This is a genomic window from Microvirga arsenatis (assembly GCF_009910705.1).
GTDB classification, from domain to species: Bacteria; Pseudomonadota; Alphaproteobacteria; order Rhizobiales; family Beijerinckiaceae; genus Microvirga; species Microvirga arsenatis.
This window is the reverse complement of the sequence record NZ_JAAAXJ010000008.1, coordinates 141,418-159,960: the sequence shown is the minus strand read 5'-3', so window position 1 is coordinate 159,960 and position 18,543 is coordinate 141,418. Positions and strand designations below refer to the sequence as shown.

General features: G+C 67.1%; 13 protein-coding genes. 9 read left to right on the top strand and 4 right to left on the bottom strand.

Annotated elements, in window-relative coordinates; all coding sequences use genetic code 11:
- The first annotated feature begins 159 nt into the window (after positions 1-159).
- Positions 160-3,660, top strand: a complete 3,501-nt coding sequence (locus tag GR303_RS15955) for an indolepyruvate ferredoxin oxidoreductase family protein (protein WP_161724045.1) — start codon at positions 160-162, stop codon at positions 3,658-3,660.
- Between the two features lie 62 nt (positions 3,661-3,722).
- Here the strand turns inward: GR303_RS15955 and GR303_RS15950 are convergent, their stop codons facing one another.
- Positions 3,723-4,928, bottom strand: coding sequence for an amino acid aminotransferase (locus GR303_RS15950; protein WP_246205663.1), 1,206 nt, complete (start codon positions 4,926-4,928; stop codon positions 3,723-3,725).
- 114 nt (positions 4,929-5,042) lie between these two features.
- Positions 5,043-5,750: a uracil-DNA glycosylase gene (ung, locus tag GR303_RS15945; protein ID WP_161724043.1), complete on the bottom strand. Its 708-nt coding sequence runs from the start codon at positions 5,748-5,750 to the stop codon at positions 5,043-5,045.
- 195 nt (positions 5,751-5,945) lie between these two features.
- Between ung and GR303_RS15940 the strand changes: the two genes are divergently transcribed.
- From GR303_RS15940 to GR303_RS15920, 5 genes are all read left to right on the top strand, one after another.
- Positions 5,946-7,457, top strand: coding sequence for a bifunctional metallophosphatase/5'-nucleotidase (locus GR303_RS15940; RefSeq protein ID WP_246205661.1), 1,512 nt, complete (start codon positions 5,946-5,948; stop codon positions 7,455-7,457).
- A 223-nt stretch (positions 7,458-7,680) separates the two neighbouring features.
- A complete protein-coding gene (locus GR303_RS24795; protein ID WP_246205660.1) occupies positions 7,681-9,888 on the top strand; it encodes a sensor histidine kinase in 2,208 nt (735 codons plus the stop codon).
- A 137-nt stretch (positions 9,889-10,025) separates the two neighbouring features.
- Complete coding sequence (gene hemH, locus GR303_RS15930) at positions 10,026-11,087, top strand: ferrochelatase (RefSeq protein WP_161724041.1); 1,062 nt, start codon at positions 10,026-10,028, stop codon at positions 11,085-11,087.
- Between the two features lie 221 nt (positions 11,088-11,308).
- Positions 11,309-12,295: an SPFH domain-containing protein gene (locus GR303_RS15925; protein WP_161724039.1), complete on the top strand. Its 987-nt coding sequence runs from the start codon at positions 11,309-11,311 to the stop codon at positions 12,293-12,295.
- Positions 12,292-12,741, top strand: coding sequence for an NfeD family protein (locus GR303_RS15920; protein WP_161724037.1), 450 nt, complete (start codon positions 12,292-12,294; stop codon positions 12,739-12,741). Before GR303_RS15925 ends, GR303_RS15920 begins: the two co-directional genes overlap by 4 nt.
- On the opposite strand, the gene GR303_RS15915 is transcribed toward GR303_RS15920, so the two are convergent.
- Together GR303_RS15915 and galU are read right to left on the bottom strand one after the other, a co-directional pair.
- Positions 12,742-13,737, bottom strand: a complete 996-nt coding sequence (locus GR303_RS15915) for a KpsF/GutQ family sugar-phosphate isomerase (protein ID WP_161724035.1) — start codon at positions 13,735-13,737, stop codon at positions 12,742-12,744.
- Between the two features lie 61 nt (positions 13,738-13,798).
- The gene (gene galU / locus GR303_RS15910; RefSeq protein WP_161724034.1) at positions 13,799-14,665 is read right to left on the bottom strand and encodes a UTP--glucose-1-phosphate uridylyltransferase GalU; all 867 of its coding nucleotides are present in this window, start codon (positions 14,663-14,665) and stop codon (positions 13,799-13,801) included.
- Between the two features lie 210 nt (positions 14,666-14,875).
- On the opposite strand from galU, the gene galE reads away from it, so the two are divergent.
- The 3 genes from galE (at position 14,876) to GR303_RS15895 (ending at position 18,507) form a co-directional block, all read left to right on the top strand.
- The gene (gene galE / locus GR303_RS15905) at positions 14,876-15,862 is read left to right on the top strand and encodes a UDP-glucose 4-epimerase GalE (RefSeq protein ID WP_161724033.1); all 987 of its coding nucleotides are present in this window, start codon (positions 14,876-14,878) and stop codon (positions 15,860-15,862) included.
- Between the two features lie 92 nt (positions 15,863-15,954).
- Positions 15,955-17,181, top strand: coding sequence for a lytic murein transglycosylase (locus GR303_RS15900; RefSeq protein ID WP_161724031.1), 1,227 nt, complete (start codon positions 15,955-15,957; stop codon positions 17,179-17,181).
- A gap of 57 nt (positions 17,182-17,238) precedes the next feature.
- Positions 17,239-18,507 carry an SGNH/GDSL hydrolase family protein gene (locus tag GR303_RS15895; protein WP_161724029.1) on the top strand — a complete coding sequence of 423 codons (1,269 nt, stop codon included), beginning with the start codon at positions 17,239-17,241 and terminating at the stop codon, positions 18,505-18,507.
- The last annotated feature ends 36 nt before the right edge of the window (positions 18,508-18,543 follow it).

Here is an 18,543-nt window from a genome sequence, read left to right as displayed (position 1 = left end):
CGGGCAGGGAAGACGGTATGAGGTTTTATGGTTAACAGAGGCGAAACGAAGGCGTCGATTGACGGAGTCCGGCGGTTATGTCAGTAATGCTGACATATTTCGCGGCAACAAGACCGGATCACCGGCAGCGGGGCACAGGCCTCAGGAGGAACACGCGTCATGGCCGAAGGTCATGTAGGGCTGCGTCACGTCACGCTCGACGACAAGTACGATCTTTCCAAGGATCACGTCTTCATCACCGGAACCCAGGCCGTGATCCGCATGCTGCTGATGCAGCGCGAGCGCGACCGTCTGGCGGGCCTGAATACGGCCGGCTTCGTCTCCGGCTACCGCGGCTCGCCCATCGGCGGTCTCGACCAGAACCTCTGGCGCGCCCGGAAATGGCTCGAAGCCTCGAACATCGTCTTTCAGCCCGGTCTCAACGAGGAACTCGCCGCCACCGCCATCTGGGGCGCGCAGCAGGCCGAGATTCGCGGCGACGGCAAGTATGACGGCGTCTTCGGCCTCTGGTACGGCAAGGGCCCGGGCGTCGACCGCTCCGGCGACGTGTTCCGCCACGCCAACATGGCCGGCTCGTCGAAGCATGGCGGCGTGCTGGCGCTGATGGGCGACGACCATACGGCGGAATCCTCGACCGTCGCGCACCAGTCCGAGTTCCATTTCGTCGATGTGATGATCCCGATCCTGAACCCCGCCGGCGTTCAGGAGATTCTCGATTACGGCCTCTACGGCTATGCCATGAGCCGCTTCTGCGGCACCTGGGTCGCCTTCAAATGCGTGAAGGACAATATCGAGTCCACCGCCTCCGTCGACGGCTCCCTCGACCGGGTGAAGATCGTCATCCCCGACGACTTCGTCATGCCGCCGGGCGGCCTCAACATCCGCAACCGGGACGGCGTGCTCGATCAGGAGGCGCGGCTCCAGGACTTCAAGCGCGACGCCATGCTGGCCTTCGTGCGCGCCAACAACCTCAACCGCATCGTCCTCTCCGGCGGCCGCAACCCGAAGATCGGCATCATCACCGTCGGCAAGTCCTATCTCGACGTGCGCCAGGCGCTGGACGAGCTCGGCCTCGACGAGGTGAAGGCCAACGACATGGGACTTCGTCTCTACAAGGTGGCCTGCCCCTGGCCGCTCTCTCAAGCCGAGCTGGTGGATTTCGCGCGCGGGCTCGACAAGGTCATCGTGGTCGAGGAGAAGCGCTCCCTCATCGAGGTGCAGCTGCGCGAGGAACTCTACGGCACGGCCAACCAGCCGGTCTGTATCGGCAAGAAGGACGAGGAGGGCCGCTGGCTCTTCCCCGTCAAGGGCGCGCTCGACCCCAACGACATCGCCATCGCCATCGGCGAGCGCCTGCTCGCCTATCACAACAACGACGACCTTCGCGGGCGCGTGGCGCGGCTGCGCCATGCGCAGGATGTGCTGGCGGCAACGGGCGACGTGGCCAACCGGGTGCCGCATTTCTGCGCCGGGTGCCCGCACAACACCTCCACGAAGGTGCCCGAGGGTATGCGCGCCTATGCGGGCATCGGCTGCCACTACATGGTGCAGTGGATGGACCGCTCCACGGAAGGGTTTACCCAGATGGGAGGCGAGGGCGCCAACTGGATCGGGGAGGCGCCGTTCTCGAAGCGCGGCCACGTGTTCCAGAACCTCGGCGACGGCACCTACAACCATTCCGGCGTCCTCGCCCTGCGCTGGGCGATCCACACCAAGACCAACGTTACCTACAAGATCCTCTTCAACGACGCGGTCGCCATGACCGGCGGTCAGAAGCACGAGGGCGGGCTCACCGTCGACATGATCGCCCGTCAGGTGCGCGAGGAGGGTGTGGAGCGCATCGCGCTGGTCACCGACGAGCCGCACAAGTACCCGAAGGAGATCCGCTGGCCCGCCGGCATGACGATCCACCACCGCAGCGAGCTGGAGGCTGTACAGCGGCAGCTGGCGGAGGTGCCCGGCGTGTCGGTGATGATCTACGACCAGACCTGCGCCTCGGAGAAGCGCCGCCGCCGCAAGCGCGGCGAGTTCCCGGATCCGGACAAGCGCGTCATCATCAACGATCTCGTCTGCGAGGCCTGCGGCGATTGCTCGGTGCAGTCGAACTGCGTCGCCGTGCAGCCGGTGGAGACCGAGTTCGGCCGCAAGCGGCAGATCGACCAGTCGAACTGCAACAAGGACTTCTCCTGCGTCAACGGCTTCTGCCCGTCCTTCGTGACGGTGCATGGCGCGAAGGTGAGGAAGGCGGTGCCCGAGACCGTCCCGACGGAGGGCATGACGCTCACACCGCTGCCTGACCCGGCGATCCCCGCCATCGACCGCACCTTCAACGTCATCGTGACGGGCGTGGGCGGCACCGGCGTCGTGACCATCGGGGCGATCCTCGGCATGGCGGCGCATCTCGAGGGCAAGGGGTTGGGCATGATCGACATGGCCGGCCTCGCCCAGAAGGGCGGCGCGGTCTACAGCCACGTGCGTCTTGCCAATCGCCAGGAGGATATTCACGCCATCCGCGTGAGCGCGGAGTCGGCTCATCTCGTCCTCGGCTGCGACCTCGTGGTGACCGGCACCAAGAAGGTGCTCGCCGCCGTGAAGCAGGGGCAGACGGCGCTCGTGGTGAACACCGCGGAAGTGATGCCCGGCGAGTTCACCCGCAATGCCGACTTCTCCCTGCCGACGGAGCGCCTGAAGCGCGCCATCAGGTCGGCGGCAGGAGAGGAAGGCGTGTCCTTCGTCGATGCGACGGCGATTGCCACCGCGCTTCTCGGCAATGCCATCGCTGCCAACATGTTCATGCTGGGCTACGCCTACCAGACCGGCCGCATCCCGCTTTCGGGCGCTGCCATCGAGAAGGCCATCGAGCTCAACGGCGAAGCGGTGAAGATGAATCTCGCCGCTTTCACCTGGGGGCGCCGCGCGGCCGCGGAGCCGGAACTTATCGCCACCATGATGAGCGAGCTCAAGGCACCGACGGAGTCGCGGAAACTCTCCGAGACGCTCGATGAGGTGATCGAACGGCGCGTGGCGTTCCTCACGGAATACCAGAGCAGGCGCTACGCCCGCCGCTACCGCGCCCAGGTGGAGCGCGTGCGCGCGGCGGAAGCCGCGGCCGTGCCGGGTTCAACGGCGCTCGCCGATGCGGTGGCGCGCTCCCTGTTCAAGCTCATGGCCTACAAGGACGAGTACGAGGTGGCGCGCCTCTATACGAACGGGCACTTCGAGAAGCAGGTCGCCTCGGCCTTCGAGGGCGAGAACCTGCGCTACGAGTTCCACATGGCCCCGCCCATCCTCGCCAGGAAGGATCCGGTCACCGGTCTTCCGAAGAAGATGAGCTTCGGCCCCGGCATGCTGAAAGCCATGCGCGTCCTGGCCAGGTTCAAGGCCCTGCGCGGCACGCCGTTCGACGTCTTCGGCTATACCCACGAGCGCCGCACCGAGCGCGGGCTCATCCGCGAGTTCGAGGAGCGGATCGAGGAGATCGTGACGAAGCTCAACCCCGGCAACCACGCCACCGCTGTGGGCCTCGCCAACATTCCGCAGAAGATCCGCGGCTTCGGTCACGTCAAGGAGCGGAACCTCAAGAGCGCGAAGGCGGAGGAGGCGGATCTCCTCGTCAAGTTCCGCGCCGAGCCGCAGCCGATGGCCGTTGCGGCGGAGTAAACCCAACAAGCGTCATCCCGGACGGCGCAGCCGATCCGGGATGACGCGATGGGCAAGGCTCGTCAGCCCCGCGCCTGACTCACCTCGACAAAACTCCTGGCGACCCTCGGCACGTTCGCTTCGGTGAGGCCCGCCACGCACATGCGGCCGGAGCCCACGAGGTAAACCCCGTCGCGCTCGCGCATGGCGGTGACCTGCTGCTCGGTCAGGCCCGTGAAGCTGAACATGCCGCGCTGGTTCGTGAGGAAGCCCACATCGACCTCGTTCGACAGGGCGCGGATCTGCTCCGCGAGGAGCCGGCGCATGGAATCCATGCGGGTGCGCATGGTCTCCACCTCCTGCGTCCATTGGGCCCGCAGGTCGTCGTTGCCGAGCACCGTCGCGACGAGAAGGCCGCCCGTCATCGGCGAGCTCGAATAGCTGCGGCGCACCGCGAGCTTCAGCTGGCCGAGCACGCGCTCGGCCTCGTCCCCGTCGCGGCACACGACGCTCAGGCCGCCGCAGCGCTCGCCATAGAGCGAGAAGTTCTTGGAGAAGGAATTGGCCACCAGGCAGCTCGCGCGCTCCGCATAGCGGCGCACGAAGGCGGCGTCCTCCTCCAGGCTGGTGCCGAAGCCCTGATAGGCCATGTCGAACACCACGATGTGGCCCTTGGCGACCAGCACGTCGGTGATGGCGGCCTGCTGCGCCTCGTTGAGATCCACGCCGGTCGGGTTGTGGCAGACCGGCTGGAGCACCACGATGGAGCCGGGCGCGGCGGCTTCCAGCGCCTTCACCATGCCGTCGAAGTCGACGGAGCGGCTGGCGCGGTTCCAATAGGGATAGGTGGCGGTCTTGAAGCCCGCCCGCTGGAACAGGCCGTGATGGTTGTCCCAGGTCGGGTCGCTGACGAGGACGGTGCGGCCGGGGCAGTGCTTGGCCAGGAAGTCGGCGGCGATGCCGACTGCGCCCGTGCCCCCGAGGGTCTGGATCGTCGCGACCCGCTTCTCGGCCAAGGCCGGATGGCCCGCTCCGAAGATGAGCGTCTGCACGCCTTCCCGGTAGCCCGCATGGCCTTCCATCGGCAGGTAGGGCCGCTCCGCGAATCCGATGCGCTCATGGGCGGCCCGGACGGAACCCAGCACCGGGAGGCGCCCCTGCTCGTCCGTGTAGACGCCGATGCTGAGATTGACCTTTTCCGCGCGCGGATCGGCCTTGAAGCTGTCGTTGAGGGAGAGGATCGGGTCGCCCGCAAAGGCTTCGACCTGTCCAAACAATGATTCCGTCATCTTGATCTCCAAGCCTGTCGCGGCAGCGCGGTCGCGAGCCCTATGGTCTGCGGCGAGACCTAGCCTCTGAGGAGCCTCCTCGGCAAGGTGCTTTGTGAGGCCTTGAAGGCGGCGTCAGCTGTCCAGCCGCCAGTCCACGGGCTCAAGCCCCTTCTCGACGAGCCAGGCATTGGCGCGACTGAAGGGCTTCGTGCCGCGGAAGTCGTTGAGCCGGTTGAGCGGGGAGGGGTGGCCTGCCTCGATCACGAGATGCTTCGTCCGGTCCACCAGCGCCGCGCGCTTGCGGGCCGGGCCGCCCCAGAGCAGGAAGACCACGGCGGGCTGCTGCTGCGAGATCGCCGCGATCGCCTGGTCGACCAGGGCCGACCAGCCGAGCTTCATGTGCGCCCCGGATCTTCCCGCCTCCACCGTGAGCGCCGTGTTGATGAGCAGCACGCCCTGCCGCGCCCATTTCGACAGGTCTCCGGAGGATGGCATCGGGACCTCCAGATCCTCCGCCATCTCGCGCAGGATGGTGCGCAGGGAGGCGGGCAGCCGCCGGGAGCCGCGGTAGGAGAAGGCCAGCCCGTGGGAATCGCCCGGGGTCGGATAGGGGTCCTGACCCAGGACCACCACCTTGACCTTCTCCAGAGGGGTCAGGCTGATGCTCGTGAACACGGCCTCCGGGGGCGGCAGCACCTGAGCTCCGGAGGCGATCGCCGCATCGACCTTGGCCGCCACGGCGTCCGCGCTCCCGTCCCGGAAGAAGGGCAGGGTGAGCCACCCTTCGGCCTGGGGCTTGGCGCGGAACTCGGCAAGGGCTTGGGCAATGGGGCCGGTCATGGGCAGGAGGGCCTTTCGTGGGGCGCAGGCCTGTTGCTGCGCCGGCTAAGGGATAGGATGGCAGCGGATGGAAAAGACATCGGGACGCCGCCGAATTGGCTCTGAAAATATCGACAGAATGTTACTTCTGTGACACGTTGCCGGTCTAGGTTCCATGCCTCCATCCGTGGATCCAACCTGCTACGAGGACTTTGTATGATGCTTCAGAGCCGCCCCTCCGCCGCCCTGCGTGCCGGATTTCTTGGATTGTCCCTGCTGTTGTCGGGCACGGCCCTGGCGCAGGAGGCCGTGACGATCCGCTTCGTCCAGACCAACGACATCGACCGCATGGGCCCCGAGAAGGGTCGCGGCGGATTTGCCAAGCTTGCCACCGTGATCAAGGAGGAGAAGGCCAAGGGCAATGCCTTCTTCATCCACGCGGGCGACACCATCTCGCCTTCGCTCCTGTCGGGTTTCGACAAGGGCGCCCACATCATCGACATCCTGAACCGCATGAATGTCGACGTCATGGCCCCGGGCAATCACGAGTTCGACTTGGGTCCGGACGCCTTCCGCGCCCGCATGGCCGAGGCCAAGTTCGACATCGTGGCCACCAACATCGTCGACGGCAACGGCCTGCCGGCCAATACCAAGCCCGACAAGATGGTTGAGGTCCAGGGCGTGAAGATCGGCTTCTTCGGCCTCACCACCGAGGACACGCCCATCGCATCGAGCCCGGGCAGCATCAAGTTCTCCCCCACGATCGATACCGCCCGCGCGAAGGCCAAGGAACTGCGCGAGAAGGGCGCCGATCTCGTCGTCGCCGTCGCCCACACGCCGCTGGAAGTCGACATGATCATCGCCCGCTCCGCCGGCGTGGACGTGATCATCGGCGGCCACGACGAGCACCTGCTCGCCTTCTACGACGGCAAGGTCGTGGTATCCGAATCCGAGTCGCAGGCCAACTTCGTCAACATCGTCGAGCTCTCGGTCAACAAGACCACGAAGGACGGCAAGACCACCGTCACCTGGTCGCCGAACTTCCGCATCGTGGACACCGCCAATGTGAAGCCCGATCCCGAGATCGAGGCCGTGGTGAAGGGCTACGAGGACAAGCTCTCGAAGGAACTCGACGTCGAGATCGGCGTGACGGAAACGCCCCTCGACAGCCGCCGCGCCACCGTGCGCGGAGGCGAGGCCGCCATGGGCAACCTGATCACCGACGCCCTCAAGGCTGCCGTCGGCGCCGACGTCGCCCTCACCAACGGTGGCGGCATCCGGGCCGACAAGCAGTACCAGGCCGGTCAGAAGCTGACCCGCCGCGACATCCTCTCGGAAATGCCCTTCGGCAACACCACCGTGCTGCTCGAGGTCACCGGCGCCCAGATCAAGGACGCGCTCGAGAACGGCGTGAGCCAGGTGCGCGAGCTCGGCGGCCGCTTCCCGCAGGTCTCCGGCATCGTGGCGGAGGTCGACCTGAAGGAGCCGGTCGGCAGCCGCGTGAAGTCGGTCAAGATCAACGGCCAGCCGCTCGATCCGGCCAAGACCTACAAGCTCGCCACCAACGACTTCGTGGCCCGTGGCGGCGACGGATATCGGGCGTTCATCGGCGCCAAGTCGCTCATCGACGTGTCGGCAAGCCAGCTCATGGCGAGCCAGGTGATCGACTATGTGGCGAAGGCCGGCAAGGTGGCCCCGAAGGTCGAGGGTCGCATCGTCCTGCGCTGATCCGGGAAGCCCTTTTCACTCCGGCGCCGGGACCCTCGGGTCCCGGCGTTTTTCATTGGGCCTGAAAGCGCTGCGGTGCTCGGGCGCACCCGGTTCCCGGCGAGAGTGGTCGCAGGCCTCTGGTCAAAGGGAGCAGGGGGCGTAGATTTGCTCTCCATCAACGGCTTTTGCTGTGCCATCCTGCATTTGCACCTGCGAATCTCCATCCCGAAACGATCTTTCCTTGCAGTTCCACACGCGCCCTGAAACCGTAAGCCTGTCGAAGAAGAGCCGTCCCCGTTCTCTTGCGCGCGGGCGGCTCACCCTCGCCATGGGCCTGTTCGGCGTCGCATTCATTCTCGTCACCTTCGGCTACATCGCCTGGGAGCAGCGCAACCGCCTGATCCAGCGCAACGAGGACGACCTCAGGAATGCGGCCTTTTTCCTGGCGGATCATACGGCGCGGCTGCTGGAGGTCACCGACCTGACCCTGAAGCAGGCCACGGCCCTGATCCAGGGTCAGAGCTGGGACCAGGTGGAGGGCTCGAGGCCCTTGTGGCAGCAGATCCGCGCCGTTCGCGAGGCGCTGCCTTATATCGAGGATGTGTGGCTCAACGACGCGAGCGGGCGCTTGCGCCTGACTTCGGCAGCCTTCCCGACCCCGTCCTCGAACGCCACCGGGCGCGACGCCTTCGAGGCTCAGGTGTCGGCCGACCGGGGCCTGTTCGTGGGCGAGCCGATCCTTGGGCGCGTCACCAAGGCCCCGACCTTCATGCTCAGCCGCCGCCTTCAGGGCACCGGCGGCGGGTTCGACGGCATTGCATCGGTGACGGTCTCCCTGTCCTATTTCTACGATTACTGGTCGAAGCTGCGCATGCCGAAGGGAAGCCGGATCGTGCTGATGCGCGCCTCCGATGCCTCGGTCATCGCACAGCATCCGCCGCCGCCCGACGGGCTCTCCTTCGCGCCCATCGACAAGGCGGCCTTCGACAGGGCGCTCGACGCATCGGCCCAATCGGGACTCTATGCGTTCCTTAGCATGGGCGGGGAGCGCATCGGTGCCTACCATAGAGTCGGGGCCATGCCGCTCTACATCAATGTCAGCATGCCGCAGGATGCCTACTGGACGCCGTGGTTCGTGCAGACGCGGCTCTACGGCGCCTTTGCGCTGATTGCGCTGCTCGCGCTCACCGCGCTCACCGCCCTGGCCTCGCAGCAGGTCCACGAGCAGGCTGCCAATGCCGCGCTCCTGGAGCGGCAGGTGGCCTTGCGGACGAGCGAATTGCGGACCGAGACGGCTGCCCTGGAAACCCTCAACCGCACCGGCAGCGCCCTGGCGGCGGAACTCGACCTCGACCGCATCGTGCAAACCGTCGTCGATGCAGGCGTCGAGCTGTCAGGGGCGCAGTTCGGCGCCTTCTTCTGTGGCGCGTCCCAGGACGGGCCGCCGCATGAGAGCGGCTTCGCCCCGGGCGGTTCCGGGCAGGCCCTCTCCGGCCTGGACATCAGGAATCTCTGTGCGCCTGCATTCACGCAAGGCAAGACGGTCCGCCTCGACACCATCACCGTCGGCAAGAGCCCGGACGGAATGCCCCTCGCCACGGATCCGGCGCCGGGAGCGCCGCAGATCCGCAGCATCCTCGCGGTGCCCGTGCTGCTGCGCACGGGGGAGATCCACGGCGTTCTCGTCTTCGGGCATGAAAGGCCGGGAGCCTTCAGCCCCAGGAGCGAGCATCTGCTGGCCGGCCTGACGGCGCAGGCCGCCATCGCCCTCGAGAACAGCCGCCTCTACCGCAATGCCCAGAACGAGATCGAGGAGCGCAAGCAGGCCCAGACCCGGCAGTCGCTCCTGATCCGCGAGCTTCATCACCGCGTGAAGAACACCCTCGCCACGGTGCAGGCGGTGGTCGGCGCCACCGCCCGCTCGGCGCTCAGCATCGACGATTTCTATCAGGCCTTCGTCGGCCGCATCATCTCGCTGGCCAACACCCACTCGCTCCTGACGGAGGCGGTGTGGCAGACCGCGCCGCTGCGCGGGATCATGGAGAAGGAGCTGCGACCCTACAACGATGCCAGGGGCGAGAGGATCTCCCTGAACGGGCCGCCGGTGGAGCTGCCCTCGGAGGCGGCGGTGCCCATCGGCATGGCGATCCACGAACTCACCACCAATGCGGCCAAGTACGGTGCCCTGTCGGTTCCCGGGGGCAAGGTGGCCATCTCCTGGGAAGCCGAGCCGGCCGGGGAGGGAACGCGGCTGAAGCTCGTCTGGGAGGAGCGCGGCGGCCCCGAGGTCTCGGCTCCCACGCGCCAGGGCTTCGGGTCGCGCCTGCTGCACCGGGTGCTCGCCACGCAGCTGAACGCCAGGGTCGACATGGATTTCCGGCCCGAGGGCCTGCGCGTGGCCATCGAGGCCGTGCTCAAGCCGGCGCCTTCTGCGGAGGCAGGCATATGAGGCCGGATTCCTGCAAGGGCCGTTTGCGGCCGCGCGCGGCGATGTGATGGGCCTCGCAGTTGGCGGAACCGCCGAGACCCCTTATCTAGGCGCCAATCAAGAGCGGGGTGCGACCACCCTGCGGCCGAGGGCTTTGCATGAACGAGATTGTCAAACCGACCGATCTGCTCCCGGGCGTGCGCCCGGTGGACCACCCGCCCGTGAGGGCGGGGCGGATCGGTGTGCTGCTGATGAACCTGGGAACGCCGGAGGGCACCACCTACTGGCCCATGCGGCGTTACCTCAAGGAATTCCTCTCCGACCGCCGCGTCATCGAAACCCCGCGCCTCATCTGGTGGCCGATCCTCAACCTCATTGTCCTCACCAAGCGCCCCGGCCCGAAAGGCCGCGACTACGCCTCGATCTGGAACAACGAACGCGATGAGGGCCCGCTCAAGACCATCACCCGCAGCCAGGCGGAGAAGGTGGCCGAGCACCTGAAGGGCATCGCCGGCGACAGGATCACGGTCGATTGGGCGATGCGCTACGGCAAGCCGGAGGTGCGGGAGCGCATCCAGGCGCTGCTCGACCAGGGCTGCGACCGCATCCTCCTGGTGCCGCTCTACCCGCAATATTCGGCCGCCACATCGGCCACCGCCTGCGACCAGGCCTTCCGCGCGCTCATGGAGATGCGCTGGCAGCCCACCGTGCGCGTCTCGCCGCCCTATCACGACGACCCGGTCTATATCGACGCGGTGGTCTCCGCGATGAAGCGGGATCTGGCGAAGCTCACCTTCGAGCCGGAGGTGATCCTCGTCTCCTTCCACGGGGTGCCGAAGGAATACCTTTTGAAGGGCGACCCCTATCATTGCCATTGCGTGAAGACCTGGCGCCTGATGCGCGAGGCCTTCGGCTGGTCGCCGGACAAGTTCCGCATGAGCTTCCAGTCCCGGTTCGGCACGGCGGAATGGCTCCAGCCCTATACCGACAAGACGGTGGAGGCGCTGGCGAAAAGCGGCGTGAAGCGTATGGCCATCGTGGCCCCGGGTTTCTCGGCCGATTGCCTGGAGACCCTGGAGGAGCTCGACGGCGAGAACCGCGAGATCTTCATGCACAACGGCGGCGAGGAATTCGCCTACCTGCCCTGCCTCAACGACAGCGACGAGGGGATGCGCGTCATCAACCACGTCGTGGAGCGCGAGCTTCAGGGCTGGCTTTGATCATCTGAACAGCACAGTCCTCATCCTGAGGAGCCCGCGCAGTGGGCGTCTCGAAGGAGTGTCCAGAGAGCACTGGATCCTCCTTCGAGATGCAGCCTCACGGCTGCTCCTCAGGATGAGGACAGAGAGTGTATTCAGCCGCGTCATGGGGCAACGCTCTAGGACTCCAAGCCTGTTTGGGATAGCGTGAGCTCTCTGCAACTCCGTTGCCTGGGGGCTTCATGCTGGTGAGTGGTTTCGACATCTTCGTCATTGTCTTGGTGCTCGTCGTGGTGGTGACGATCGCCATGGGCATCCGGACGGTTCCGCAGGGCTATGCCTATACGGTCGAGCGCTTCGGGCGCTATTCGCGCACCCTCACCCCCGGCCTCGGCCTGATCGTGCCTTACATCGACCGGATCGGCAAAAAGGTGAACGTCATGGAGCAGGTGCTCGACATTCCGAGCCAGGAGGCCTTCACCCGTGACAATGCAGGCGTCACCATCGATGCTGCCGCCTTCTACCAGATCCTCGACCCCGCCCGCGCCTCCTACGAGGTCTCGGACATGAACCAGGCGCTGCTGGTTCTGACCATGACCAATATCCGGACCGTCGTCGGCTCCATGGATCTCGACCAGCTGCTCTCCCACCGGGACGAGATCAACGAGCGGCTGCTGCGGGTCATGGATGCGGCCGCCTCCCCCTGGGGCGCCAAGGTCACCCGCGTCGAGATCAAGGACATTCTCCCGCCGCAGGATCTTGCCGGCGCCATGGCGCGCCAGATGAAGGCCGAGCGCGAGAAGCGCGCCGCGGTGCTCGAGGCGGAGGGCCTGCGCCAGGCGGAGATCCTGCGCGCGGAGGGCCAGAAGCAGTCGCAGATCCTGGCGGCCGAGGGCCGCAGGGAAGCTGCGTTCCGCGATGCGGAAGCCCGCGAGCGGCAAGCGGAGGCCGAAGCCAAGGCGACCGGCATGGTCAGCGAGGCCATCACCAAGGGCGATCTGGCGGCGGCCAACTTCATCGTGGCGGAGAAGTACATCGACGCGATCCGCGCCCTCGCATCGGCTCCCAACCAGAAGGTCGTGATCGTGCCCATCGAGGCGGCAGGCCTTGCGGGAACCCTCGGCGGCATCGCGGAGCTCACCAAGTCGGTGTTCGGCGAGGGCGGCGCGGGCCTCAACAAGCCTGCCCGCAGCGTTCCCACGGTCACCGGAGGAGGCGAGCGCTCATGATCCAGGACGCGTTCATCGGTCTCGGAGCCTGGGCCTGGATCATCCTCGGGGTGCTCCTGATCGGGGTTGAGCTCCTGGCGCCGGGAGCCTTCTTCCTCTGGCTGGGGCTGGCGGCCATCGCGACGGGCCTTCTGGATGCGGTTCTCGACCTGTCCTGGCAGGCCTCCGCGCTGATTTTCGCGGCCCTCTGCGTGGCGGCGGTGGTCCTGGGACGGACCCTCATGCGCCCCAAGGGGCAGCCCGAAGCCCCGGCCGAGCAGCTCAACCGGCGGGGAGAGGCCCTCGTCGGCCGGGTCTTCACCCTGGAGACGCCGATCAAGGACGGGGAGGGGCGCATCCGCGTGGACGACAGTTCCTGGCGCGTGACCGGCGCCGACCGCTTCGCCGGCGCCAGGGTGCGGGTCGTGCGGGTCGAGGGATCGACCCTGGTGGTCGACGATCCCTGATCAGGCCGCGCCGGCCCGCAGCAGGTCGAGGTAGTGCACGAGGCCGACGGGCTTGCCGCCCTCGACCACGATCAGGGCCGTGATCCGGGAGGCTTCCTCCATCTCGAGAGCCGTCGCGACGAGGGCGTCCGGGGCGATGGTGCGCGGCGTCCTGGTCATGACGGCAGCGACAGGAAGCGTTGCGAGATCGGGGCGCAGGTTGCGGCGCAGGTCGCCGTCGGTGACGATGCCGGCGAGCGTGCCGTCCCCGTTCACCACGATGACGGCACCGAAACCCTTGCGGCCGATCTCCTCGATGGCCTCGCCCATGCGGGCCTCGACGCCGACGAGGGGCAGGCGCTCGCCCACATGCATGATGTCGCGCACCAGCTTGAGGCGGGCGCCGAGCTTGCCCCCGGGGTGGAAGACCCGGAAATTCTCCGCAGTGAAGCCGCGCCGCTCCAGGAGGGCGACGGCGAGGGCGTCGCCAAGCGCCAGCTGGATCGTGGTCGAGGTGGTGGGGGCGAGCCCGTTCGGGCAGGCCTCCTTGGCCTTCGGCAGGGTCAGGCAGATGTCGGCGGCGCGTCCCAGGGTCGAATCCGCGTTGGAGGTCATGGCGACCAGGGGCACCCGGAAGCGCCGGGAATAGCCGATGATGTCGGCAAGCTCCGCCGTCTCCCCCGACCAGGACAGGGCGATGATCACGTCGTCGGTCTGGATCATGCCGAGGTCGCCGTGGCTTGCCTCCGCGGGGTGGACGTAATGGGCCGGCGTGCCCGTCGAGGCGAAGGTGGCGGTGATCTTGCGGCCCACATGGCCGGACTTGCCCATGCCGGTGACGATGACCCGGCCCTTGGCCGCGGCGATCGTCTCGACCGCGGCCGTGAACGGGCCTCCGAGGCCGTTGCCGATGGCCTCCATCAGGATCGTCAGGCCGTCCCGCTCGGCTGCGAGCGTGCGCAGGGCGGAGGCGACGGCTTGGTCGGGCGAGGGGGAGAGGGGTTTTGCAAGTGCCATGGCCGCCCTCTAGCACATGCGGGCGGCCATGCGGAACCCTATGGCCGATCGATCACGCCGCTCACTTCTGCCGCAGCAGGGCCTCAAGCTCCCGGCGGAACTCGGCCGAAAGATCCTCGCGCTCCAGCCCATAGGCCACGTTGGCCATCAGGAAGCCGATCTTCGAGCCCGTATCGTAGGTCTTGCCCTGGTACTTCATGCCGAAGAACTTCTGCTCCTTCATCAGGCGGATCATGGAATCCGTGAGCTGGATCTCGTTGCCGGCGCCGCGCTCCTGGGTGGAGAGCACATCGAAGATCTCGGGCTGCAGGATATAGCGGCCGGAGATGATGTAGTTCGAGGGCGCGGTGCCCTTCGGCGGCTTCTCCACCATGCCGGTGATCTCGAAGGTCTGGCCGAACTCCTCGCCGACCGAGACGATGCCGTACTGGTGCGTCTGATCCTCCGGCACCTCCTCCACGGCGATGATGTTGCCGCCGTGCTTCTCGTAGGCCGCGATCATCTGTTCCATGGAGCCGCGGCTGAGCATGTCGGGCAGGAGCACGGCAAAGGGCTCGTCGCCCACCAGCTCCCGGGCGCACCACACCGCATGGCCCAGGCCCAGCGGCTCCTGCTGGCGGGTGAAGCTCGTCTGCCCGGCCTGGGGCTGGTCCCTCGCGAGGAGCTCCAGCTCCTTGGTCTTGCCGCGCGCCTCGAGAGTGCGGTTGAGCTCGTAGGCGATGTCGAAATGATCCTCGATCACGGCCTTGTTGCGCCCGGTGACGAAGATGAAATGCTCGATCCCCGCGGCGCGCGCCTCGTCGACCACGTGCTGCACCACGGGGCGGTCGACGACGCACAGCATCTCCTTGGGAACGGCCTTGGTGGCCGGCAGGAACCGGGTGCCGAGACCGGCGACGGGAAGGACTGCTTTGCGGATACGCTTCATTGGATGAGCCATGAGTGAGCTTCGAGAGGGAAGGGTAATCTAAGACACGACCGGGAAAAGAAAACCGATAACTGCCAAGCTTCGAGACCCCTAACGCGGTACGCCGTCCGAGGTTTCGGCGCAGCGTTGCTCCCTTGACCGGCTGGACCTGAATTGCGGCTGAAGCGTTATGGTTAAGCTGCCGGGCAGGCAGTTCCTCGGAGGGTCGACATGGCGGTATTGGTGACGGGCGGCGCGGGCTATATCGGCAGCCACATGGTGCTGGAGCTTCTGGATGCGGGCGAGGAGGTGGTCGTTCTCGACAATCTGTCCACCGGCTTCCGCTGGGCCGTGCCGCAGGACGCCGCCTTCGTGGCCGGCGACGTGGGCGATCAGGCGCTCGTCGCCCGCGTGATCGAGGAGCACGGCATCGACAGCATCCTGCACTTTGCCGCCAAGATCGTGGTGCCGGAATCCGTCACCGACCCCCTGGGCTATTACTTCAACAACACGGTGAAGACCCGGGCCCTCATCGAAACGGCCGTGGAGAAGGGCATCAGGAACTTCGTGTTTTCCTCCACGGCCGCGGTCTACGGCAATGCGGAGGCGCCCCTGCTCGGGGAGGACATGCCGCTGGCGCCGATCAACCCTTACGGCCGCAGCAAGCTCATGTCCGAATGGATGCTGCAGGATGCCCATACCGCCCATGGGCTGCGCTATGCCATCCTGCGCTACTTCAACGTGGCTGGCGCCGACCCGAAGGGCCGCTCCGGCCAGTCGACCCCGCAGGCGACGCACCTGATCAAGGTGGCGGCCCAGGCTGCGCTGGGGCAGCGGCCGCATCTCGACGTGTTCGGCACCGACTACAACACGCCGGACGGCACCTGCGTGCGCGACTACATCCAGGTCAACGACCTGGCCCGCGCCCACCTCGTCGCCCTCAGGCATCTGCGCGACGGAGGCGAGTGCGCCATCATGAACTGCGGCTACGGCCACGGCGCTTCCGTGCTGGAGGTGGTCGACGTGGTGAAGCGGGTCTCGGGCGTGGATTTCGAGGTGCGCCTGAGCCCTCGCCGTCCCGGCGATCCGGCTCAGCTGGTCGCCAAGGTCGACCGGATCCGCCGGCTCGGCTGGCAGCCCCAGCATGACAGCCTGGAGGAGATCGTCGACCAAGCCCTGCGCTGGGAAAAGGCGCTGGCGGGACGGAAAGCCGCATAGACCCCTACCTATAAGGCTAGTTTTCAACCGTCCGTTAACTCCCCTAGTGTCGCAATGGCGGGACGATCCGTCCTGTTTCATGAGCGACATCCATGCGCCAGCCGCTGCATCTGGTGCGCCGCCTCTCCGGCGCCCTCCTCCTCGGCCTGAGCCTCGCCGCCGGCGCGGGGCTCGCATCTTCTCCCGTTCGGGCGCAGGAGACGGCGGATGCCGGGTTCCAGCGCTTCGTGCAGGGCCTCTGGCCGGCGGCCAAGGCGCGGGGGGTGTCGCGGGCCACTTTCGACGAGGCCTTCCGCGGCGTCGAGCCCGATGCCAAGATCGTCGCGCTCACCCGCAAGCAATCCGAGTTCGTCCGCCCGATCTGGGACTATATCGAGGGCTCGATCTCGGCCCAGCGCCTCAAGCGCGGCCAGGAGATGGCCGCCGAATGGTCGAAGACCCTCGGCATGGTCGAAAAGGCCTATGGCGTTCCCCGCTCCGTGGTGCTCGGCGTCTGGGGCATGGAGACGAATTTCGGCAGCTTCACCGGCTCGATCTACGCCGTCCGGGCGCTGGCGACCCTGGCCTATACGGGCTATCGCGGCGACTTCTTCCGGGAGGAGCTTCTCACCGCGCTGCAGATCCTGGAGCAGGACCACGTCGACCGTTCCCGGATGCTGGGCTCCTGGGCCGGCGCCATGGGCCAGACCCAGTTCATGCCCTCGAGCTTCATGAAATACGCCGTCGACGGCAACGGGGACGGGGTGCGCGACATCTGGTCCTCCGTGCCGGACGCCATGGCCTCCACCGCCAATTACCTGCGCCAGCAGGGTTGGGAACCAGGGCTGCCCTGGGGCTTCGAGGTCCAGCTGCCGAAGGGGTTCGACTTCCGCCACCTCAAGCAGAACTTCGCCCAATGGCAGGCCCTCGGCCTGCGCCGGGTCGACGGCAAGGCCATGCCGCGCGCGGGCGAGGCGAACCTGTTCCTGCCGGGTGGGGCCGATGGGCCAGCCTTCCTGGTCACCCGCAACTACGACGTGATCAAGACCTACAATTCGTCGGATGCCTATGCCATGGGCGTGGCGCATCTGGGCGACCGCCTCATGGGAGGGCTGCCGATCCAGGGAGCCTGGCCCAAGGACAAGCCCATGCTGGACAAGGACCAGCGCCAGGAACTGCAGGAGCGCCTGGCCCGCCTCGGCTTTTATGAGGGCGATGCGGACGGCAAGCTCGGCTCCAAGACCCGGGAGGCTGTGCGGAACTTCCAGCTCCGGCGCGGTTTGATCCCGGACGGCTACGCCGATTACGCCGTTCTGCGCGAATTGCGCACGGCCCGCTGACGGAAAGCCCGTGAGGCACTATAACAGGGCTGGTCCCGGGCAAATATGGAACCGCCGATGAAACTGGTGCCGATCCTCCGCCGCATGACCCTGGCCCTGCTCCTCATGGCGGGAGGCGCCGGCGCGGCCCTGGCGCAGCCAGGCTATTACCAGCAGCCCGGATATCCCCAGCAGCAGGGCTACCGCGATCCCCGGGCCTACCCGCCCGGCTATTATCCGGGAAAGCTCGTGCAGCCCGCCCAGCCCCAGCCGCAGCAGGGTTTCAGCCTGCGGCGCTTCTTCGGGGTGCCGGACGATCCCCCGCCGCCCGCCCGCGCCCCGGTGGCGCGGCCGCGCAAGCCGGCCGCCGCGCCCGCCGTGGCGAAGCAGGAGAAGCCCAAGATCAACCCGAGCACCCAGGTGGTGGTGTTCGGGGACGCCCTGGCCGGCTTCGCCCGCCAGGGTCTCGACGCCCATTATGCCGAGAACCAGGATGTGGAGGTCGTCGCCAAGGTGCGCGGCGACGTCAACCTCGTCCGCGCCGACCCGGCCGATTGGCCGAACTTCATCAGGTCGACCCTGGACGGGGGCCAGAAGGTCTCCGTGGCCGTGGTCATGCTGGGCACGAACGACCGGCAGTCGATCAGGGAGGGCGACGAGGCCGTGGAGCCCCTGTCCGACCGGTGGAGGGATCTTTACCGGCAGCGGGTCGATGCGATCATGGGCGTTTTCAAGGAGCGCCGCATCCCTGTGGTCTGGATCGGCCTGCCGCCCATGAAGAACAGCAAGATCTCCGACGATCTCGTGGCGATGAACGAGATCTACAAGGAGAGCGTCCAGCGCCATGGCGGCACCTACGTGGACATCTGGCCGGGCTTCGTGGACGAAGAGAACCGCTACACGGCCGAGGGTCCCGACGTGGACGGGGAGCCGACCAAGCTGCGCACCAACGAGGGCGTGTTCTTCACCCGCGCCGGCGCCCGCAAGGTGGCCTTCTTCGCCGACACGGAGATCAAGCGGATCCTCGGTCAGGGCGGAGCGGCCGTGGCTGCGGCTCCCAACCCCGCAGCATCTGCTCCTGCCGAGGGGGCGCCTGCACCCTCCATCGAGGCTGCGATTCCCGCGCCGCCCGATGCCGCGGCGCCCGTCGCCCTGCCGCAGAAGCCGCTGGTCGGGCCCGTCCTGCCGCTCACGCGCCAGGACGTCGCCCCGGGCGGCGCTCTCGTCACGGCTCCGCCCAAGCTCACGGGCGACCATGCCTATGCCGCTCAGCGCGCCTTCAGGGTCGGCGCCGCCCCGGGATCGCGCCCCGGCCGCGCCGACGACTTCCGCTGGCCCAATCCGTAAACACGGTTTCCGGCACCAAAGAAAAGCGGCGGCGCA